At 71.9% G+C, this 19,771-nt stretch carries 18 protein-coding genes; 9 read left to right on the plus strand and 9 right to left on the minus strand.

All coding sequences use genetic code 11. The features are described from left to right. Positions 1-60 precede the first annotated feature (60 nt). A complete protein-coding gene (locus C8K30_RS26615) occupies positions 61-549 on the plus strand; it encodes a hypothetical protein (protein WP_146197606.1) in 489 nt (162 codons plus the stop codon). Continuing rightward, a complete protein-coding gene (locus tag C8K30_RS26620; RefSeq protein WP_108495923.1) occupies positions 546-1,094 on the plus strand; it encodes a TlpA disulfide reductase family protein in 549 nt (182 codons plus the stop codon). Before C8K30_RS26615 ends, C8K30_RS26620 begins: the two co-directional genes overlap by 4 nt. A gap of 129 nt (positions 1,095-1,223) precedes the next feature. On the opposite strand, the gene C8K30_RS26625 is transcribed toward C8K30_RS26620, so the two are convergent. The 3 genes from C8K30_RS26625 to C8K30_RS26635 form a co-directional block, all read right to left on the minus strand. Continuing rightward, positions 1,224-1,685, minus strand: coding sequence for a CdaR family transcriptional regulator (locus C8K30_RS26625; protein ID WP_199230721.1), 462 nt, complete (start codon positions 1,683-1,685; stop codon positions 1,224-1,226). Between the two features lie 110 nt (positions 1,686-1,795). Then, positions 1,796-2,395, minus strand: coding sequence for a YdeI family protein (locus C8K30_RS26630; protein WP_108495925.1), 600 nt, complete (start codon positions 2,393-2,395; stop codon positions 1,796-1,798). 83 nt (positions 2,396-2,478) lie between these two features. After that, complete coding sequence (locus tag C8K30_RS26635; RefSeq protein WP_108495926.1) at positions 2,479-3,261, minus strand: metallophosphoesterase; 783 nt, start codon at positions 3,259-3,261, stop codon at positions 2,479-2,481. Positions 3,262-3,404: 143 nt separating this feature from the next. Between C8K30_RS26635 and msrA the strand changes: the two genes are divergently transcribed. Together msrA and C8K30_RS26645 are read left to right on the plus strand one after the other, a co-directional pair. After that, positions 3,405-4,091, plus strand: a complete 687-nt coding sequence (gene msrA, locus C8K30_RS26640) for a peptide-methionine (S)-S-oxide reductase MsrA (protein ID WP_108495927.1) — start codon at positions 3,405-3,407, stop codon at positions 4,089-4,091. An 89-nt stretch (positions 4,092-4,180) separates the two neighbouring features. Further along, positions 4,181-4,783 (plus strand): pentapeptide repeat-containing protein, encoded by a 603-nt coding sequence (locus C8K30_RS26645; RefSeq protein WP_108495928.1) that lies wholly within the window; start codon positions 4,181-4,183, stop codon positions 4,781-4,783. A gap of 35 nt (positions 4,784-4,818) precedes the next feature. Here the strand turns inward: C8K30_RS26645 and C8K30_RS26650 are convergent, their stop codons facing one another. Continuing rightward, positions 4,819-5,832, minus strand: a complete 1,014-nt coding sequence (locus C8K30_RS26650; RefSeq protein ID WP_146197607.1) for a WD40 repeat domain-containing protein — start codon at positions 5,830-5,832, stop codon at positions 4,819-4,821. Positions 5,833-5,955: 123 nt separating this feature from the next. Here C8K30_RS26650 and C8K30_RS26655 point away from each other — a divergent pair, with 123 nt between their 5' ends. Then, positions 5,956-8,484 (plus strand): glycoside hydrolase family 2 protein, encoded by a 2,529-nt coding sequence (locus C8K30_RS26655; RefSeq protein ID WP_108495930.1) that lies wholly within the window; start codon positions 5,956-5,958, stop codon positions 8,482-8,484. Positions 8,485-8,545: 61 nt separating this feature from the next. Continuing rightward, a complete protein-coding gene (locus C8K30_RS26660) occupies positions 8,546-10,720 on the plus strand; it encodes an alpha-galactosidase (protein WP_108495931.1) in 2,175 nt (724 codons plus the stop codon). Between the two features lie 142 nt (positions 10,721-10,862). Here the strand turns inward: C8K30_RS26660 and C8K30_RS26665 are convergent, their stop codons facing one another. The 3 genes from C8K30_RS26665 to C8K30_RS26675 form a co-directional block, all read right to left on the minus strand. Then, positions 10,863-11,534, minus strand: coding sequence for an LPXTG cell wall anchor domain-containing protein (locus C8K30_RS26665; RefSeq protein ID WP_108495932.1), 672 nt, complete (start codon positions 11,532-11,534; stop codon positions 10,863-10,865). A 139-nt stretch (positions 11,535-11,673) separates the two neighbouring features. Further along, complete coding sequence (locus C8K30_RS26670) at positions 11,674-12,720, minus strand: LysR substrate-binding domain-containing protein (RefSeq protein ID WP_108495933.1); 1,047 nt, start codon at positions 12,718-12,720, stop codon at positions 11,674-11,676. A 237-nt stretch (positions 12,721-12,957) separates the two neighbouring features. Further along, positions 12,958-14,112 carry a type IV toxin-antitoxin system AbiEi family antitoxin domain-containing protein gene (locus tag C8K30_RS26675; protein ID WP_369941371.1) on the minus strand — a complete coding sequence of 385 codons (1,155 nt, stop codon included), beginning with the start codon at positions 14,110-14,112 and terminating at the stop codon, positions 12,958-12,960. Positions 14,113-14,482: 370 nt separating this feature from the next. Between C8K30_RS26675 and C8K30_RS26680 the strand changes: the two genes are divergently transcribed. The 3 genes from C8K30_RS26680 (at position 14,483) to C8K30_RS26690 (ending at position 18,281) form a co-directional block, all read left to right on the plus strand. Beyond that, positions 14,483-14,884 carry a DUF5997 family protein gene (locus C8K30_RS26680; protein WP_108495935.1) on the plus strand — a complete coding sequence of 134 codons (402 nt, stop codon included), beginning with the start codon at positions 14,483-14,485 and terminating at the stop codon, positions 14,882-14,884. Then, positions 14,881-16,200: a methyltransferase gene (locus C8K30_RS26685; protein ID WP_108495936.1), complete on the plus strand. Its 1,320-nt coding sequence runs from the start codon at positions 14,881-14,883 to the stop codon at positions 16,198-16,200. The genes C8K30_RS26680 and C8K30_RS26685 overlap by 4 nt, the downstream gene beginning before the upstream one ends. Before the next feature lie 95 nt (positions 16,201-16,295). Next, positions 16,296-18,281: an adenylyl cyclase gene (locus C8K30_RS26690; protein WP_108495937.1), complete on the plus strand. Its 1,986-nt coding sequence runs from the start codon at positions 16,296-16,298 to the stop codon at positions 18,279-18,281. Between the two features lie 86 nt (positions 18,282-18,367). Here the strand turns inward: C8K30_RS26690 and C8K30_RS26695 are convergent, their stop codons facing one another. Both C8K30_RS26695 and C8K30_RS26700 read right to left on the minus strand, forming a co-directional pair. Continuing rightward, positions 18,368-18,769: an FKBP-type peptidyl-prolyl cis-trans isomerase gene (locus C8K30_RS26695; RefSeq protein WP_199230722.1), complete on the minus strand. Its 402-nt coding sequence runs from the start codon at positions 18,767-18,769 to the stop codon at positions 18,368-18,370. Between the two features lie 59 nt (positions 18,770-18,828). Then, on the minus strand, positions 18,829-19,740 hold the full coding sequence (locus C8K30_RS26700; protein WP_108495938.1) for a LysR substrate-binding domain-containing protein: 912 nt from the start codon (positions 19,738-19,740) through the stop codon (positions 18,829-18,831). Positions 19,741-19,771: the final 31 nt, after the last annotated feature.

Genomic DNA, 19,771 nt, shown 5'->3' on the forward strand with positions numbered 1-19,771 from the left:
CGCTCACGCGCCGAGGTCGGTCCCTTGCATCGAGATCGGTCCACCGGTGGACCGATCTCGATGCAAGGGATCGATCTCGCCGAGCCGGCCGGGCAAGGGACCGATCTCGCGCGTCGGTCTGCTCTGCACCGGGGCGTCGTGCTTGCCCTATGCCTCGGCCTGGCCGGGCTACCTGCAGCGTGCTCGGGCACAGCCGCGAGCACCGAGACCCAGGCCGTGCGCCTCGTGGTCCCGGACGCGAACATCCGCGAGCCGTCCGACCCCTGCTCGGGTGCGCGTGCCTTCCGGTACGCGCACCCGGAGGCGGCGTACGAGGTGGTGGCCGACGGCGACGTGCTCGCCGCGGGCGCGCTCCCCGAGGGGCAGGCCGAGAAGGCCTTCTCCATCGACCTGGGTTCGGACCGGCAGCCCACGGTCTGCGTGATGTCCCTCGAGGTCCCGGCCTCGGTCGACCTTGCGGGCGCCGAGCTGATGATCGGCGACCACGGCCCCGTGCCCATCGAGCCCAACCCAGCCCTCGACGACGTGCCAGAGGCAGTGCTGCGATGAGGGGCGCTCTCGCGGCACTGCTCGTGGCCGGGCTCGTCGCCGGAGCCCTCGCCGGCTGCGCCGGGACCCCGCGGGGCCGGCTGCCCGGCCCGGTCCCCTCGGGCGTCGAGTTCCGCCCCGCGCCCGACGACGCGCCTCCGGCGCCCCCGCTCACCCTGGAGCTGACCGACGGCACGACGCTGGACCTGGCCGAGCAGTGGGACGAGCGACCCGTCGTGCTCGTGTTCTTCGAGACCTGGTGCACGCGCTGCGAGGGCCAGCAGGGCCCGATCAACGACGTGGTCGAGGAGTACGAGGACGAGGTGCTGTTCGTCGGCGTCGCGAACCTCTCCGATCCCGGCGACGTCGCGGCCTACGTCGAGGACAACGACATCACCTACCCCGTTGCCGTGGACCCGACCGGCGACGCGTGGCTGATGTACGCCGTCGCCGAGGCGCCGCTCGTGGCGCTGGTCAGCAAGGACGGCCGCCTGCTGCGCGGCTGGCCCGAGGGTGTGGCGGGCCGCGAGCTCAGCACGACGATCGCGGAGCTGGCGGTGCGCTGAGCCTGTTGGTCGAGCCCGTCGCCCCGCTGGTCGAGCCCGGTGCCCCGCTGGTCGAGCCCGGTGCCCCACCGGTCGAGCCCGGTGCCCCACCGGTCGAGCCCGTCGAGACCCCGCCCGTCCCCGGCGGGCTCAGGACCCGGCCAGCCGCCCAGCAGCTCGGGCGACCTTGAGCGCCAGGTGCAGGGCGAGTCGCTCCGTGCCGTCCTTGAGGTCCGTCCCGGCGAGCAGCTCGACGCGCTGCAGCCGGTAGTACAGCGAGGTGCGGTGCAGGTGCAGCGCCTCGGCCGTCGCCTGCGCGCTGCCCGCGAGCTCGAGGTACGTCTCCAGCGTGCGCAGCAGCGGGGCGGCCTCCGGCAGGTCGAGGAGCGCTTCCAGGCCCGGGTGCACGGGGACGCCGTCGGCGGCGAGGCGGGCGGCCACCGCGTCGAGCGGATCGGCGGTCGCCGTGGCGACCGGCTCCGGACCCGCCACGAGCCGAACGTTCGGGACGGCGGTGGAGCGAGCGATGCCGGGCACCTCGTCCGGACTGGTGGGAACGAACGTGACCAGCACGTCCCCAGACTCGAGCCGCAGTACGACCTCGCTGTCCACGGCCCTCCCAGGTCTCGATGTCGGGGACTCTATTGGAGTTTTCGAGTGAATCTCAAGGGCGATTCCTGGGCAACTCCTGGGCATCTCCCGGGCAGGAGGAAAGTCCGGACTCAGTCGTCCAGCTTCCGCTTCTGCGGGTACACGGTCTCGCCGCGCTCCAGCATGCCGACGAACTTGGTGACGTTCCGCGCCCGGGTCTCCGGCTTCTTGACGCCGGTGATCCGGAACAGGATCGCGAACCGGTTCTGGGCGGTGAGGATCTCGAACATCGCCGCGGCGCGCGGGTTGGCCGCGAGCGCCTCGGTGAGCTCGGGCGGCACCTCGAAGTTCTTGCTGCCCTCGTAGGCGACGTCCCACCGCCCGTCGGCCTTGGCCTTGTCGATCTCCTCCTGGCCGCGGGCGCGCATGCGGCCCTCGGTGATCAGGCGGTCCACGATCCGCACGTTCCGTGCCGACCAGCGGCTGCGCGGCCTGCGCGGGCAGTACCGCTGCAGCGAGGTGGTGTCGTCCCGGCCGCGGGATTGCGCGTCGATCCAGCCGCTGCACAGCGCCTCCTCGAGCGCCGCGTCGCGGGTCAGGCTGGTCGGCCCGTCCTTCCCCTTGCGCGCCAGGACGAGCCAGACGCCGTTCGACGTCGTCTCGTGCTCGTCGAGCCAAGCGCGCCAGGCGGCGACGTCGGTGATCAGCAGCTCGGGGTCCGTATCGGCCATGGACGGAACGCTACGCCGAGCCACCGACATCACTCGCCGAAGCCGTCCATCCACTCGTCAACGCGTCGACTCAGACCCTGCTGTCACAGACGCCCCGTCATGCTCGCCCGTCCGTCCCTGGGCGCGAACACCCGCAGCGCGTCGGCGTCGCTGTTGGCCGACGTCACGTACTCCCGCGCCCACTCCTCCGCGCCGGGGTACCCGCTCCCGGCGACGACGGCCGCGACGGCCGCCTCGATGTCGACGGGGGTGTGGCGCAGCTCGACCTGGCCGTCCCGCAGGAGGGCCCACGACCCGCCCGCGCGGCCGTACGGCATGCCCACGCTGCCGGGGTTGATGCACAGGCGCCGGTCGACGAGCCGCACGAACGGCATGTGGGTGTGGCCCATGACGACGGTCGTGACGGCGGGGTCGAGCTCGCCGAGCACCTCGGCCCAGCGCTCCAGGGAGGAGTCGACGAGCACCATCTCCTCGTCGTCGCGCGGTGTGGCGTGACAGAACACGACGCGACCGAACCCGCGCACCGTCAGCTCGGCCGGGTGCGGCATGCCGGCGAGCAGCGCGACGTCGTCGGGCCTCAGCTGGGCAGCTGCCCAGGGCGCGACGGGATCGGGGATGTCCGTGTCGCCGCCGCGGGCGAGCGACACCAGCTCGCGGTCCGCGTTCCCGCGCACCAGCAGCGCCCGCTCCCCCAGGGACCGGAGGCGGTCCAGCACCTCGACGGGCTGCGGCCCGGCGGCGTGGTCGCCCGTGACGACGACGCGGTCTGCGCCGGCTACGTCAGGCTCCGCGAGCACCGCGTCCAGGACGGGCAGCACCCCATGGATGTCCGACAGGACCGCCACCGTTCCGACCTCATTGCTCATGACCCGACGATGACGCGGACCGCCTCGTAGTGCCACCATGATCTGCCGACGGCAGAACGGCAGCGCCGGAACACCACCACGCCCACCAGCGTTGCCATCTACAAACGTGCTACCGCACGAAGCAGACCCTAAGGATGTGTCCGATGACGTTCTTCAACTCCCTCTTCGGCCCTGGCTCCGGTTCCACGAAGACCACCATGGTCGCGCCCGAGGACGCCCTGCCGGGCCGGGCCGCGCCGGTGCTGCAGGACCCGCGGCCGCACACGGTGCTGGGCTCGTCGATCACGGGGCCGTGGGAGCCGGGCACGCGTGTGCTGTACCTGGCGATGGGCTGTTTCTGGGGCGCCGAGGAGATCTACTGGCAGGTCCCCGGCGTGGTGAGCACCGCCGTCGGCTACATGGGCGGGACCACGCCCAACCCGACGTACGAGGAGACCTGCACCGCCCGGACCGGCCACACGGAGACCGCGCTCGTCGCGTACGACCCGACCAAGGTCACCGAGGAAGAGCTGCTCAAGATCTTCTGGGAGCGGCACGACCCGACGCAGGGCTTCCGCCAGGGGAACGACGTCGGCACCCAGTACCGCTCGGCGGTCTACTGGACGACGCCGGAGCAGGCCGAGGCCGTGCAGGAGACCGCCAAGCGCTACGCCGAGGTGCTCAGTGCCAAGGGGTACGACGCGATCACCACGGAGCTCGCACCCGCCGCCGAGGCCGGGCCGTTCTACTACGCCGAGGACTACCACCAGCAGTACCTGTCCGACGCGAAGAACCCGAACGGCTACCGCTGCCACGCGACGACAGGCGTCCCGTTCCCCGACGCCGCGTGATCAGGACGGGACGGCCGGACGGCCTCTGACACCGGCTCGGACGAATGCCCGTCCGAGCCGGTGTCAGAGGCCCCGGATACAGTCCCAGCATGATCCGGCTACCCGCTACCGAGCTCACCGTCACCCGCGAGGACTGGTACAGCCGCGACCTGTCCGGCGAGGACCACATGGCGACGTTGTTCGCCGACGTGGACATGACGGAGGCCTCGGGGACGGGTGCCACGTTCGACTCGTGCGTGTTTCGTGGTGTGCGCTTCAACAGCGCCCACTTCACGGAGTTCGCCTTCACGTCGTGCGTGTTCGACTCGTGCGTGTTCTTCGACGCGAAGCTGGAGCGCTGCAAGCTCGTGGGCTCGCAGTTCTCCGACTGCCGGTTCGACCTGCTCAAGGTCGACGGCGGCAACTGGTCCTTCACCAACCTCCACCGCGCCGGGCTGGCGGGCACGCAGTTCGAACGCGTCCGCCTCCGCGAGGCCGACCTCGGCGCGATCACGGCGGCCGGCGTCATGCTGGTCGGCTGCGACCTGTCGGGCGCGGACCTCGACCAGGCCGATCTCACCAACGCCGACCTGCGCGGCAGCGACCTGTCGACGCTCGACCCGCTCGCGGCGACCCTCACCGGCGCGGTGGTCAGCGAGGCCCAGGCGGTCACGCTGGCCGAGGCGCTCGGCGTGGTGGTCCGCCCCGACTGAGCCCGGCCGCACCCGGCCCGCCTGCTACGCGACGCTCAGCCGAGGCCCCATACCCGCAGCATCCCGTCCTGGCCGCCCGTGACGGCGACGCTGCGACCGTCCAGCTCGAAGATCCGCACGGCGTAGACCTCCTGCCGATGCTCCTTGACCGGCTTGCCGAGCAGGCGGCGGCCCTGCAGGTCCCATGCGCACACCCGGCCGTTCTCGGTGCCGGTCACGGCGACCGGCATGCCGTTCACGACCCCGACGTCCAGGCACCGGATGCCGATGCCGTCCCAGTAGTCGCGCTCGACCGGGGCCCCGGGCAGGGTCATGCGCTCCCACTCACCGGTCTCGGGATCGCCCAGCAGCACCGAGGCGCCGCCCGCGGCCACCACGCGCAGCTCGCCGTCGACGGCCGCGAGCCCGGCACCGTGGACCGGGACGGGGGTGGTCTCGAAGTACGAGCGGGCGTCTCCGGAGCCGAGGTCCCACAGCACGACGGCGCCGTCCCACCCACCGGAGACGACGACCGGGTCGCCGTCGAGCACCCCGGCGGCGATCCCGCCGATGCCGTCGAAGTGTTCCTGGCGCGCGTCCAGGACCGGCTCGGCCATGCGGCCGGTCTCCGGCACATCGCGTTCCGCGGCGTCCCAGGCCCGCACCCCGGCCGGCACGCTGCTGTCTCCGCAGAGGAACAGGCTCCGCCCGGCCGGCTCCGCGGTGGAGACGCTCGCCAGCCCGCCGTGGTCTTCCCGGATGGCGGTCCGCACCGCGCCGGTGCTCAGGTCCCACTGCGCAAATCCCTGACGGTAGCAACCACCGCCGACCACTACCCGTCCGTCGAGCACGACGGCGCCGATGTTGAGCAGGCCCTCCGACCATCCGTCCGGGATGTCCAGGGCGTGCTCCGCCCACCGGTCGCCGGCGGGGTCCCAGGTGAACACGTGCTGACCGCGGGAGTCCACGCAGACCACCAGCGGCCGCCCGTCGACGACCACGACGTCGAGGTCCTGGATCGGCGCACCGGAGATGATTCTGCTGGTCAGAAGAAGGTCGGAGATGTCCATCGCCAGGAACATACCGGCAAGCCCGGCGGCGGTGATATCGGTTCGATCGGAGGCCGCCCGCGGCCCTATGCTCGGGTCCGCTCGCACACGCAACTGAGCAGTGCTCTGGGAGGACGAGGATCGATGAAGATCAGCCGCGACCTGACCGAATGGACCCTGACGGCCACGGGTGGCCCCGTCCCGGCGGACCTCGCGGGGGTCCCCGTGCCCGCGACGGTCCCGGGCACCAGCCACACCGCCCTGCTGGAGCAGGAGCTCATCCCCGACCCGTATCTCGGCACCAACGAGACCTCGCTCGCCTGGATGAAGCGCGCCACCTGGCGGTACGCAACGGTCCTCGACGAGCCGCCCGCAGCACCCGACGAGCGCGTCGACCTCCTCTTCGAGGGCATGGACACGGTGGCCACCGTCGTCGTGGACACGGACGTGGAGCGCACCGGCGTCGCGCAGGGTCGCATCAGCCTGGGCCGGACCGCGAACATGCACCGCTCCTACCGGTACGACGTGCGTGAGCTCGTCGGGACGCCGGCCAACCTCGTTGTCGACATCGACTCCGCGCTCGAGACCGCCGAGGCCGAGGCGCAGCGCCTCGGCGCGCGCCCCATGGCCTACCACCAGCCGTACAACATGGTCCGCAAGATGGCCTGCTCCTTCGGCTGGGACTGGGGCCCGGACCTGCAGACGGCCGGCCTGTGGAAGCCGGTCCGGGTGCAGCGCTGGCGCGTCGCGCGGCTGGCCCAGGTAACGCCCCTGGTGACGGTAGCCGACGACGGCACGGGGCTGGTCGACGTCCGGGTCGAGGTCGAGACCTCAGGCCTGTCCGACGCCGGGCCGCTCACCCTCGATGTCTCCGTCGGCGGCCGGGGCCTGACCATCGGGACGTCCGGCGGGGACGGCTCCGCCCGCGTTTTGGAGCTGACCGGGCAGGTCGAGGTGCCCGACGTCGACCTGTGGTGGCCGGCCGGGTACGGCGAGCAGCCGCTGTACCCGATCGAGGTGACCCTCTACGAGGGTCGTGGCGAGGACCGCTCGAACCCGCTGGACGCCTGGTCCGGCCGGGTCGCGTTCCGCACCGTGGAGGTGGACCGCCGCCGCGACGAGCACGGCACGAGCTTCACGTTCCTCGTCAACGGCAGGCGTGTCTTCGTGCGCGGAGCCAACTGGATCCCCGACGACCACCTGCTCACCCGCATCACGCGCGAGCGCCTCGAACAGCGCGTCGACCAGGCTCGGGGCGCGAACCTCAACCTGCTGCGGGTGTGGGGCGGCGGCATCTACGAGTCGGACGACTTCTACGATGTCTGCGACGAGAAGGGCGTCATGGTCTGGCAGGACATCCTGCTGGCCTGCGCCGCCTACCCCGAGGAGGACCCGCACCGGGCCGAGCTCGAGGCCGAGCTCCGGGAGAACGCGGCCCGTCTGGCGCCGCACCCGTCGCTGGTGCTGTGGAACGGCGGCAACGAGAACATCTGGGGCCACGAGGACTGGGGCTGGAAGGAGCCGCTGGGCGACCTCACGTGGGGCGCCGGCTACTACTACGAGCTCTTCCCGAAGGTCCTGGCCGAGGTCGACCCGACCCGCCCCTACTCCGACGGATCGCCCTACTCCCCCGGCTTCCCGCCCGAGGAGATGCACCCCAACGACCCGAACCACGGCACGCACCACCAGTGGGACGTCTGGAACCGGATCGACTACACGCACTATCACGACGACGTGCCGCGGTTCGCGTCCGAGTTCGGGTTCCAGGGCCCCGCGACGTGGGCGACGATGCGTCGCGCCATCCTTCCTGACAGCGCTGACGTCCCGCCCGGGTTCAAGGAGTCCGAGGTCTTCCTGCTGCACCAGAAGGCCTTGGACGGCAACGGCAAGCTCGACCGCGGCCTCGCCCCGCACCTGGACGTCCCGGAGGACTTCGTCGACTGGCACTGGGCCACGCAGCTCAACCAGGCGCGGGCGCTCCAGTACGCCCTGGAGCACTACCGGTCGTGGTGGCCGCGCACCGCTGGCGCGATCGTGTGGCAGCTCAACGACTGCTGGCCGGTGACCTCCTGGGCCGCCGTCGACGGCGACGGGCGGCGCAAGCCGCTCTGGTACACGATGCGGCACGCGTTCGCCGACCGGCTCGTGACCGTGCAGCCGCGTGGCGCGGAGCTGGTCGCGGCGCTCGTGAACGACACCGACGAGCCGTGGGCCGGGCAGGTCCACGCGGCCCGGACCACGCTGGGCGGTGCGGTGCTTGCGACGTCGGGCAGCGAGGTGGCCGTGGCGCCACGATCGGTGGCCCTGGTCCCGCTGCAGGGCGACCTGGCCGCCGTCACCGATGTCGCGAACGAGGTGCTGGTAGTGACCCTCGGCAAGGCCCGTGCGGTGCACCGGTGGGCGGAGAGCAAGGATCTCGCGCTCGACCCTGCCCCGCTACGGACCACGGTGACGGCGGCGGACGGCGGCTACCGCGTGGAGGCGACGGCGACCTCGCTGGCGCTGGGCGTGACGCTGCTGGCCGACCGGCTCGACCCGGACGCGCAGGTGGACGACCAGGTGGTCGACCTCCCGGCGGGCGCGACGGCGGTGTTCCACGTGACGAGCCGTGGCCTCGACGTGGCCGCGCTGGTCTCCCGGCCGGTGCTGCGCACGGAGAACGACCTGGCGTAGCCGATCTGTTGATGTCAGTGACCGCGCGTACGGTGTGGTCTAGGGGCGGAGGGACAACACGATGAACAGTCTTGACGAGGTTTCCAGCTGGTCGGTACTGCGGCGCGACGGCGTCGCCGTCGTTGTGGCTCACCCAGAACTGGGCCTGCCGCTGGTGCTCCACTGGGGCCCCGACCTGGGCGAGCTCTCGCCCGCCGACCTGCAGGGCCTCGACTCGGTGACGAGCAGGCAGACCGCGCCCGGCACGCTCGACGCGGCGTGGCGGCCCTCGCTGCTGCCGCAGGAGTCGGACGGCTGGGCGGGCCGTCCCGGCCTGCTCGTGGCGGCGGACGGCATCTCGCTCTACCCTCGCTGGACGGTCACGGAGGCGGAGCGTGATACCGCCGACCTGCTGATCACGGCCCGGGACACGGACCTGGGGCTCACGCTGCGGTCGCACCTGGAGATCGGCGCGGGCGGGCTGGTCCTGCTGTGGCACGAGCTCACCAACGACGGCACAGGCCCGGTGGACGTGCACTGGCTCGAGGCGACGCTGCCGGTGCCGAGGTCGGCAGACCATCTCACCCAGTTCACCGGCCGCTGGTCCCGCGAGAAGGCCCCGGTCACCACTGCCATGCCGGGTGGCAGCACGGCCCGCCAGACCCGCCGCGGGCGGTCGGGACACGACGCGCCCTGGGTGACCGTGGCGACGTCGGGCGTGCCACGCAACCGGACCGGCGAGGCGTGGGCCACCCACCTGGGGTGGAGCGCCGACGTGACGCACCGCGTGGACCACCTCACCGAGCACACCACGCTCCTCGGGGCGGGCGAGCTGGTGCGACCGGGCGAGGTCCGGCTTGCACCGGGCGAGACGTACCGCACGCCGGTGGCGTACTTCGCGTGGTCGCCGGCGGGCCTGGACGGCGTCGCGGACCGGTTCCACACCTGGCTGCGGGCGCGCCCGCAGCACGTGACGAGCCCACGGCCGCTCGTGCTGAACACGTGGGAGGCCGTGTACTTCGACCACTCCCCGCGCAAGCTGGAGCGGCTGGCGCGGCGCGCCGCCGCGGTTGGCGTGGAACGCTTCGTGCTCGACGACGGCTGGTTCCACTCCCGGCGCGACGACACGACCGGGCTGGGCGACTGGGTGGTCGACCACGACGTCTGGCCCGAGGGCCTGGGCCCGCTCGCCGGCCTGGTCCACGAGCTGGGGATGGAGTTCGGGCTGTGGTTCGAGCCCGAGATGGTCAACCTCGACTCCGACCTGGCCCGCGCCCACCCGGGCTGGATCCTGTCGAACCCGGCCGCCGTACCGTCGCCCGACGGGCTGTCGTTCCGCACGCAGTACGTGCTGGACCTCGCGATCCCCGAGGCGTGGGAGCACGTGCGCTCCCAGATCTCGGCCCTGGTGACGGAGCTGGGGATCGACTTCATCAAGTGGGACCACAACCGCGACCTCACCGAGCCCGTCCACGTGGGGCCGGACGGCATCGCGCGGCCGGGCACCCACGTGCAGACCCTCGCCGCGTACGCACTGATCGCGCGGCTCAAGGCGGACCACCCGGGGCTGGAGATCGAGTCGTGCTCCTCGGGCGGCGCACGTACCGACCTCGGGATCCTGGAGCTCACCGACCGGGTGTGGGCCTCCGACTCCAACGACCCCGTGGAACGCCAGGACATCCAGCGGTGGACGTCGCTCGTGCTGCCGCCGGAACTGATCGGGGCCCACGTGGGGCCGTCGCCGGCGCACTCGTCGGGTCGGACGACCGACCTCTCGTTCCGGGTGGCCACGGCGCTGCAGGGGCACGCCGGGTTCGAGTGGGACCTGCTGACCTGCACCGACGACGAGCTCGTCGCCGTCGCGGCGTACGCCGCGCTCTACAAGGAGCTCAGGTCCCTCGTGCACACCGGCACCGTGGTGCACGCCGACACCGTGGACCCAGCGCTGCGGGTCACGGGCTTCGTGTCCCCCGACCGGACCACGGGGATGTGGACCGTCGCGACGGTCGCCGCGCCGCAGGACGCGCTGACCGAGCGGGTGCGGCTCGACGGTCTCGACCCCGCCCGGCGATACAGCGTGCAGGTCCGCGACGAGGTGGGCTCCGCCAAGTGGCTGGGCGGGATCACCCCGGGCTGGCTGGGCAAGGACCCGATCGACGTGCCGGGGTCGGTGCTGACCGGCGTCGGGCTGCAGCTGCCAACGCTGTGGCCGATGCAGGCGCTGATCATCCAGGTCACGGCCACCCCGTCGAGGTAGCACCAGGCGCAGCAGAACCACAGCGAGGTAGCACCGGGGTAGCACCGGGGCGAGAACGCCCGAGAACGGGTCAGACCCTCAGGCCACCGGAGTGGCCTGAGGGTCTGACCCGTTCTGGCTCTACCTCGGCGCAGGGCGCCCGTCAGCTACCGAGTGCACCCTTGCGCCGGAGCACGATCAGGGTCACGCCGCCGCCCACAAGGGCCAGCGCGATGAGCGTGAAGCCGATCACAGTGCTGGCACCGGTCGCGGCGAGCACCTCGGGCTCCTCCCCGTCGACCGGGGCGGCGGACGCCTCGGCCGACTCGTCGGCCGTCGGCTCGGCCGTGTCGTCGGACGGCGCCACGGCGGGCTCCGACGGCGCGGCGCTGCTCGGCTCGACGCTCGGCTCGACGCTGGGCTCGACGCTCGGCACGGACGGCGACGGCGTCGGCTCCTCGGGCGTGTCCTCGCCACACTCGAACGAGTAGTGGCTGATGGCGCGGCCGCCGCCCCACGGGTAGTCGATGGTCAACTCGGCGACGGGCTCGTCGAGCTCGACGAAGTAAGCGCCGCCCACATCCTCGCCCTGCTTCGCGGAGCCGGCCTTGACGCAGTAGCCGGTGATGAGCTGGCCCTCGGGGGCCTTGAGGGTGACCTCTTCGGGGTCGCCCGTCGTGTCGATCTTGCCGGAGTCGTAACCCGCGCAGACCTGGACGTTCTCCAGGTAGTCCTCGGAGTCGGTAGACACGGGAGCGGCGAACGCGGCGGCGGGGGAGGCCACGAGGCCGGCGACGAGGAGCGCGGAAGCTCCCAAGACGGTCATCTTGCGCACTGGGCGCTCCTTACGAAACGGGGGGGTCGTCCCGTGCCCGGCGTCGAGCACGACTCCCGGATCGTAGCGACTATGGCGCAGATCACCAACAACCGGTCATTCCAGCAAAATGCCTTACAGGGACTTGTATCCCGCCCTACTATCCTTTGCCCTTTTTCTTCCTGTTCGACGCCGGACGTGCAGCCTTACCCCGCTGAACACCCCCGCGACCGCCAGCCTTGGCACCGCCGCGTCCCGCTCCGGAGCGCCCCTTGGCCCCTGAGGACCCGCCCTTCGCCGAGTTCTTCACCCCGGTTCTTGCCGTTTTTCCAGCAGATCTGCCCTCGGACGCGTCCTGAGCCTGCCGGGACGACGGGCCACCCCGACCGCGTGAGCTGTTGACCGTGCGCCCACGGACGATGCCGATGAGCTCCTCGACCAGGTCGGTGGTGCGGTCGATGGACCAGACCAGACCCACGGGCGCCGTCGGCCCGTCCACTAGCGGGCGGTAGGTCACGTCCTTACGACGGTGCAGGCGCGCGAGCGACATCGGCAGCACCGCGACCCCTACGTTCGCCGCGACGGTCGCGACGGCGTCGGCAGTGGTCGGGACCCGGTCCAGTGGGTGCCCGTCCGGGTCGGCCGGCACGGTGCCCGGGACCGGGTGGGTGGCGAAGAGGACGTCGTCGGCGGGGACCCAGACGGGGTCCCCTGCGATATCGGCGCTGGACACGGTCTCGTCGTCGGCGAGGGCGGCGAGGAGGTGGTCCCGCGAGAAGCACACCACCGACGTCTCCTCGTAGAGCGGGATCGCGGAGAACACGTCCTTGTCCACGGGGAGGCGGCCGATCGCGGCGTCGGCGTCGCCGGCCTCCAGCGCCTGCTCGATGGCGGCCGCATCGACCTGCACCAGCTCGAGATATACATCGGGCAGCCGCTCGTGCCACACGCTCGCCCACTTCCCCGGCGTCGCGCCCGGCACGTAGGCCAGGCGGAAGCGCGGGCGATCGTCGTCCTCGTCCGGCACCGGGCCGGCCACGTCCTCGGCCGGCACCGGGCCGGCCACGTCCTCGGCCGGCACCTCGTCCTCGGCGGGCGGTCGGTCGGCATGCTCGCCGTCCGGTGCGGGCGGTCCGACGTCAGGCGGGCGGTCGGCAGGCTCGCCGTCCGGTGCGGGCGGACCGACGTCGGGTAGGGGCTGGCTCACGTGCCAAGGCTACGGGCCGTGCTCACGCACCGACTCCGGACCCACGCCGAACACCCGCCCAAGACGGAAGCCCCATCAGCTCCGCCAGCACGATCAACCGCTGACCGCAGTCTTGGTTGCGCCCCTCGTTGACGACTGCAGACCTGGTTGCGGTTTGAGGGGTCCTAACCGCTACAAGGTCTGCACTGGCGCTGGTGGCCCGCGACCAAGTCTGCGATCGGCGGCATCCCGCTGCCGTTACCCGTCGAGGTGCACCACCGGGCCGATGCTTGTGCCGGGCAACCAGCCGAGCCAGTGGAGCCGTTCCGCCACCTGAAGACCGATATCGCCGTGAGAGCTGTTCCGGGGCGCGGGGAATCGCAGGACGATCACGCGGTCGGTGCCCACGAGCCCGTTCTGGCGGGTCGCATCGTCCGCGAGCATCTCGTTCCCGGAGTGGAACTCGCGGCCGTCGATCTCGACCACGACATAGCGCCCGTCGGGGAGGATCCAGGCGAAGTCAACCCGCCCGAGCAACTTGCCGCCCGACCAGAAGGCGACCTGCTGCCCGTCGGGTGGGACCCCGTGGTCGACGAACGACAACCGGGCGAACGTCTCAGCCGGCGAGGCGTCCCGACCGGTCACGAGGTCGAGCCAAGGTCGCACCGCGACGACCCCGCGCCGCCCGTGGATCAGCATCCGGACTCGTCCGAGGTCTGCTGCGCAGATGCGGTCCTCTCGCAGGGCGTCGCAGATCGACGCCACGGCGTGGTCGCGGGGCAGCGTCAGCAGCCCTTGGGCCAAGGCGTGCACGAGCTCTGCGACATCGCGCCCGCCATGCTGCACCACCGGAAAGGTGCCGTACCGGCGAAGGACCGTTCCGGGCCGCACCCCGGCATCCATCCAGGCCGGTCGCGAAACCTCCGGATCCAGCTCCGATGGCAAGCCGCCCACCCCTAGCAACGCCAGCGCACATCCCCCGGTCGCAACGCCGTCGGGGTAGGCAAGTAGCCCGATCCACGCTGCCCGACGGCGGACATGGTCGTGAAAGTCGGCGCGGATCCGCTCCTGGACGGGGACCGGGCAGGTGTCGTAGACCCCGCGGGTGACCCTGGTCCAGGCCCCAGAACGGACCAGCCGCGCCACCGCATGCTTGCTGAGTCCGGCGGCGGCGCACTGGGAGATACTCACCAGCTCCTCCTGGCGCGCCGCAAGGGTCCAGATCTCGTCGGGGATTGTCTCGGGATGCCTCACACACGGATCAGAACGTGATCGACGCTGGTGGAGAAGGCCGGGCGGCTCACCCCTGTGGACAACTGAGGCTGTGGTCGCGCTCGAAGCGTTGTGCCGCCGTGAACCGGGCCGGAGCCTGTTGAGGACTTTCTGCCGAATGGAGTCGGCCGGCCACGCCACGCCGTCCGGCAGGCTGCCCCCGACGACTGCAGACTTCAACGCGGCCCTCGTTGGCGAGTGCAGACTTGGTTGCGGTTTGAGGGGCCGTAACCGGAACAAGCTCTGCAGTCGTGAGCCGGCTCGGTTGCTAACTCTGCACTCGGCACCGGGTCCGTCCCTCCGAGCTCATATCGGAGCTGCTGCCGGTCCAGTTCCCACCAGCCAGTCCCACCACTCCTACCGGTCCAGTCCCGTGGGCGACGATCCCGATAGTCCGTGGGCAACGATCCCGATAGTCCGTGGGCGACGATCCCGACAGCGCCGAGCGCGAGCGGCGAGGATCACGCCCGCCATGGAGAGCGCCGCGGGCGCACGCCGATACCCTGGGAACATGAATTCCTCCTTCGCCTCGCAGCGGTTCAAGCCGTCCAACGCCGCCAAGCGACTCGGCGTCTACCTGCCCGCAACACCGCAGGAGTTCCAGGACACCCCGATGACGCGCGCGGAGCTCGAGGAGCTGGAGACGAACCCGCCCGAGTGGCTGGCCGAGCTGCGCCGCAACGGCCCGCACCCGCGCCCGGTCGTGGCGGGACGCCTCGGCATCTCGATCGCCGGCCTGGCCCGCGGCGGCATCACCGACCCGCTGACCACCGAGCAGATCAACGAGCTGCGCGAGGACCCGCCGGCGTGGCTGGCTCAGGAGCGCGAGATCGCCGCACAGGTGCGTGCCGAGGAGGAGCGCGTCGAGGAGGCCCGCAAGGCTGCGGAGAAGAAGGCCCGCTCCGCGCGGTGAGCCCCGAGGCCGACGCCGTCCTCGCCCGGCTGCTCCCCTACCCCGAGGACGGCGCACGCGCCGACGGCCCCGTCGCCGTCGACGCGACCGACAGGCTCCTGCTCGACGAGGCGGCCGCGCTGATCCGGCAGGACCGGGACGGGGTGGTGGTGATCGGCGACCGGTTCGGCGCGCTCACCCTGGGCGCCCTTGCGCTCGGCGCCCGCGACGTCCGGGTGCACCAGGACGCGATCACGGCCGAGGCAGCGCTCTCCGCCAACTCCTCGCGCGCGTCCCGGACCCTGCGGGCAGGGCACGAGCGAACCGCCGCGAGCGCACCGGTCCCGCACGAGCCGGCCGGGCCCGGGTGGACCGGGTACGACCGGCTCGAGCCCCGGCTGCTCCAGGGCGCACGGCTCGTGCTGCTCCAGCTGCCGACGTCGCTGGCGGAGCTGACCGAGATCGCCGAGCACGTCGCCCGGTACGCCGACCCGGCGGTGACGCTGCTCGCCGGCGGCCGGGTCAAGCACATGACGCACGCGATGAACGGCGTGCTCGGCGCGTCGTTCGTGCAGGTCAGCGCGTCGCTCGCGCGGCAGAAGTCGCGGCTGCTGATCGCGCGGGAGCCGCGGGCCGACGTCGGGCCGCTCACCTACCCCGTCACGGCCCGGCTCACCGACCCGGAGATCCTGGGGGCGCTCGCGCCGCCCGGCCTCGCCAACCCCGCGGGCCTGGCCGTCGTCGCGCACGGGGCCGCCTTCGCCGGTGCCGCTCTCGACCTGGGCACGCGCTTCCTCCTGGCGCAGGCCCACCGCTGGCCCGACCTGTCGGCGGCCCCGGCCACACCAGTGACCCCGAGGCCTGACCCGGACCACCTGGACGGACGCCCCGTCGCCGTCGACCTCGGGTGCGGCACCGGGATCCTCGCCACCGTCCTGGCGCTGCGCTTCCCCGGCGCCCACGTGCTCGCAACGGACCGGAGCGCCGCCGCCTGCGCCTCGGCCGGGGCGACGCTCGCCGCGAACGGCGTCCGGGCCACCGTCGTGCGGGGCGACGCCGGGGACTCGCTCCCGCTCCCCGACGGTTCGGCCGACCTGGTGATGCTCAACCCGCCGTTCCACGACCGCGCCGCGCTGAGCACGGACGCGGCGCACCGCATGTTCGCCACCGCGGGCCGCATCCTGCGCGACGGTGGCGAGCTCTGGACCGTCTTCAACACGGGGCTGCACTACCGCCGCGCGCTGGAGCGCGCCGTCGGGCCGACGGAGCACGTGGCCCAGAGTCCCAAGTTCACCGTGACCCGGAGTCTGCGGAAAGTACTTAACGACGTGTCATAGACCCGCCGTTAGCCTGGCTGAGCGTTCACCCGGGCGCATCCGCACGGCAGCATGCCCGGTCCTGCCGGCCTGCCCCGAGCTCGAAGGAACTGTCGATGAGGACACTTCGCACCACCCTGCGCGGCGCCGCCGTGGCGGCGGTCGCCGCATCGCTCGCCGCGGGAGCCGCGGTCACGGCCCTGCCGGCCACCGCCACGCCGACCGCCGCCAACGAGGGCAGGACCATGGCAAAGGCCTCCGCGACGAAGCCGACCAAGCCCGAGGCGCACAAACCGAAGGCGCACAAGCCGAAGAAGGCAGCCGCCGACCCGGACTTCGGGCCCAACGTCACGTTCATCGACGAGACCTGGTCCGTCGATCGGATCAACCAGTTCCTCGAGACCGTGAACGACGAGGCGGAGTTCAGCCTCGACCGGCACCAGGTCTACTTCGAGCCCGGCACGTACGGGAGCGCCGCGGGCCAGGACGACCCGGCCACGGCGACCGGCATCGTCAACGCCCACGTGGGCTACTACGAGTCGATAGCGGGCCTCGGCGCCCAGCCTGACGACGTCCACATCAACGGCGCGCTGCACGTGGAACCCGTGGTCGGCTGCCCCAACGAGCCTTGGGCGTGCGCCGACCCGGGCTCACTGACCCGCTTCTGGCGGTCGATCTCCAACATGGGGATCAACCCGATCCAGCGTCCGATCGGCGAGGACGCGGCGCTGCCGTACCCCGCGGGCGTGACGGAACCGCACCAGATGCGGTTCGCCGTCTCGCAGGCGGCGCCCATGCGCCGCATGGACATCCAGGGCAACCTGACGATCTTCGGCCGGTACGGCGAGTTCGCCTCCGGCGGCTACCTCGCCAACTCGCGGGTCTCCGGCACCATCGTGTCCGGCTCGCAGCAGCAGTGGTTCACCCGCAACTCCGAGGTGGGCGGCTGGGACGGCGGAGTGTGGAACATGGTGTTCTCGGGCGTGACGGGCGCGCCCGCCACCAACTTCGGCCAGCCGGTAGGTGAAGGAGTGGGCGTCACGACGACGATCGGCTCCACGCCGGTCAGCCGCGAGGCCCCGTTCCTGTACCGGGACGGCACCGGTGAGCTCGCCGTGTTCGTCCCGAACGCGAAGACCGGCAGCAGCGGCACCGACTGGTCCACCGGACCGGACGCCGGTCAGTCGATCGGGATCTCCGACTTCTACGTCGCCAAGGAGGGTTCCGACGACGCCGCGTCGATCAACGCGGCGCTGGCCGGCGGCAAGAATCTCATCCTGACCCCCGGCGTGTACGAGCTCGACGCGCCCCTGAGGATCGACCGCGCCGACACGGTGGTGCTCGGCCTGGGCTACGCCTCGCTGACCCCGACGGCAGGCAACTCCGTCGTCGAGGTGGGCGACGTGGCGGGCGTCAAGATCGCCGGCATCACCGCCGACGCCAACGTCCCCGAGTCGCAGACGCTCATCAAGGTCGGCCCGGAGGGCGCTACCGCGTCCGACGCCGCCGACCCGACCACGCTGACCGACGTCTTCGTCCGCGTGGGCGGCCCCTGGGCGGGCAAGGCAGTCACCTCCATCGAGGTGAACAGCCCCGACACCCTCCTTGACCACATCTGGGCCTGGCGCGGCGACCACGGCAACGGCATCGGCTGGGACGTCAACACCGGCGCCCACGGCGTCGTCGTCAACGGTGACCGGGTCACCGCCACCGGCCTGTTCGTGGAGCACTACCAGGAGGAGCAGACCATCTGGAACGGCGAGGACGGCCAGACGCTCTTCTACCAGAACGAGCTGCCCTACGACGTGCCCAACCAGGCCGCGTGGAACGACGGCGGCCGCCTCGGCTACGCCGCCTACCGGGTGGCCGACGACGTGCAGAACCACTCCGCCGTCGGAACGGGTACCTACTCGTTCTTCAACCAGGGCCAGGACATCCGCCTGGAGTCCGGCATCCAGGCGCCGAGCACGCCGGGCGTGTCGTTCCGGTCGATGACCGCCATCTTCCTCAACGGCTCGGGCGGCATCAACCACGTCATCAACAACACCGGTGGCGCGGTCCAGCAGGGCACGCAGCGGTCCCAGGTGGTCACCTACCCGTAAGCCGCAAACCGCTGAGTGCGGGGTTGTTCGTCGGCCGAGCAGTCGCTGGCCGACGAACAACCCCGCACTCAGCGGTTCAGGTCAGGTCACTTGACGTCGACGACGTCCACCACGAAGACCAGGGTGTCGCCGCCGCCGATGCCGGCCTGCGGCACGCCGCGCGAACCGTAGCCGTGCTCCGGCGGGATCGAGAGCAGCAGGCGCGAGCCGACGTTCTGGCCCACCATGCCCTTGTCCCAGCCACCGATGACGGCGCCGACGCCGATCGGGAAGTCGATGGTGGTGCCGCGGTCGTAGGAGTTGTCGAAGACGTGGCCGCCCCAGGTCTGGCCCAGGTAGTTCACCACGATGGTGCGCCCGGACTCGACGACCGGACCGTTGCCCTCGGCGAGCACCTGCACCTGCAGGCCGGAGGGTGCTTCACCCTCGGGGAACGTCAGCTCCGGCTTGTCACCGAAGGTGCCGGAGGCGGTAGGAAGCGTGGTCACGAGGATAACCTCTCGATCGGGGTGACGCCGGATGCTCCCGGCGCCGGTACCGACCCACCCTATGCGGCCACCACGGCTGCCCGCGAAGCGGCGGCGACCTGTCGCAGCGCCTCCAGGGCCGCGATCGCGGGCGGGGTGTGCGCGACGGCGTCCTGCAGCACCGCGTAGATCGAGCGCACCGGGGTGGGGCGCACCACGGGCACGGCGACGGCACCCGGCGGCAGCTGGACGGCGCCGAGCTCGGGCAGCACGGTCATGCCGATCCCCGCCTCCACGAACGCGACAGCCGTCGGGTAGTCGTGCGCCTCCACGTGGAACGTGGGGCTGAACCCCGCCGCTGTGCACGCCTCCAGGAGGTTGCGGCGGCACCAGCCGCGCGCGAAGTCGTTGTCGACCCAGGACTCGTCGGCGAGCTCGGCGAGCTCGATCTCGTCCCGGTCGGCGAACCGGTGGCTCCGCGGCAGGATCGCGACGTACGGGTCGTCGACGAGGTGGTACGCGGTGAAGCCGCTCCCGGCGGTGAACTCCGTGTCGGCCACGACCACCTGCAGGTCGGCCCGGTCCTCGGCCTTGTCCGGGATGTTCTCGGCCAGCTGCAGGTCCAGCCGCACCCCGGGAAACTGCGTGGTGATGGTGCGGACGACGTCGGGCAGCCAGGCCGAGCCGACCGAGGCGAAGTAGGCCACGGAGAGCGAGCCGGTGCGGCCGGCGCGCAGGTCGGCGACCATGGACTCCGCCTCGCCGAGCCGCTCGAGCACGCCGTCGGCCTGCACGGCCAGCGCACGCCCCGCGGCGGTGGGCCGGATGCCGCGGCCATGGCGCGCCAGGAGCTTGAGCCCGGTCTCCCGCTGGAGCGCGGAGACGTGCTGGCTGACGGCGGACGGCGTGTAGCCGAGATTCGCCGCAGCGGCACCGATGGATCCGGAGGCGACGACGGAGCGGAAGACGCGGAGGCGGTGGACGTCGAGCATGCACCCACTGTACAGCGAGACTGAATCCAGA

The sequence above is a fragment of the Promicromonospora sp. AC04 genome (assembly GCF_003058225.1).
Taxonomy (GTDB): Bacteria; Actinomycetota; Actinomycetes; order Actinomycetales; family Cellulomonadaceae; genus Promicromonospora.

What these genes read in the sequence shown, in the direction of transcription:
- C8K30_RS26655 (WP_108495930.1), top strand. Translation starts at nt 5,956, where the DNA reads ATGAAGATCAGCCGCGACCTGACCGAATGGACCCTGACGGCCACGGGT.
- C8K30_RS26680 (WP_108495935.1), top strand. Translation starts at nt 14,483, where the DNA reads ATGAATTCCTCCTTCGCCTCGCAGCGGTTCAAGCCGTCCAACGCCGCC.
- C8K30_RS26630 (WP_108495925.1), bottom strand. Translation starts at nt 2,395, where the DNA reads ATGGCCGATACGGACCCCGAGCTGCTGATCACCGACGTCGCCGCCTGG.
- C8K30_RS26645 (WP_108495928.1), top strand. Translation starts at nt 4,181, where the DNA reads ATGATCCGGCTACCCGCTACCGAGCTCACCGTCACCCGCGAGGACTGG.
- C8K30_RS26660 (WP_108495931.1), top strand. Translation starts at nt 8,546, where the DNA reads ATGAACAGTCTTGACGAGGTTTCCAGCTGGTCGGTACTGCGGCGCGAC.
- C8K30_RS26700 (WP_108495938.1), bottom strand. Translation starts at nt 19,740, where the DNA reads ATGCTCGACGTCCACCGCCTCCGCGTCTTCCGCTCCGTCGTCGCCTCC.
- C8K30_RS26650 (WP_146197607.1), bottom strand. Translation starts at nt 5,832, where the DNA reads ATGGACATCTCCGACCTTCTTCTGACCAGCAGAATCATCTCCGGTGCG.
- C8K30_RS26635 (WP_108495926.1), bottom strand. Translation starts at nt 3,261, where the DNA reads ATGAGCAATGAGGTCGGAACGGTGGCGGTCCTGTCGGACATCCATGGG.
- msrA (WP_108495927.1), top strand. Translation starts at nt 3,405, where the DNA reads ATGACGTTCTTCAACTCCCTCTTCGGCCCTGGCTCCGGTTCCACGAAG.
- C8K30_RS26620 (WP_108495923.1), top strand. Translation starts at nt 546, where the DNA reads ATGAGGGGCGCTCTCGCGGCACTGCTCGTGGCCGGGCTCGTCGCCGGA.
- C8K30_RS26690 (WP_108495937.1), top strand. Translation starts at nt 16,296, where the DNA reads ATGAGGACACTTCGCACCACCCTGCGCGGCGCCGCCGTGGCGGCGGTC.
- C8K30_RS26615 (WP_146197606.1), top strand. Translation starts at nt 61, where the DNA reads ATGCAAGGGATCGATCTCGCCGAGCCGGCCGGGCAAGGGACCGATCTC.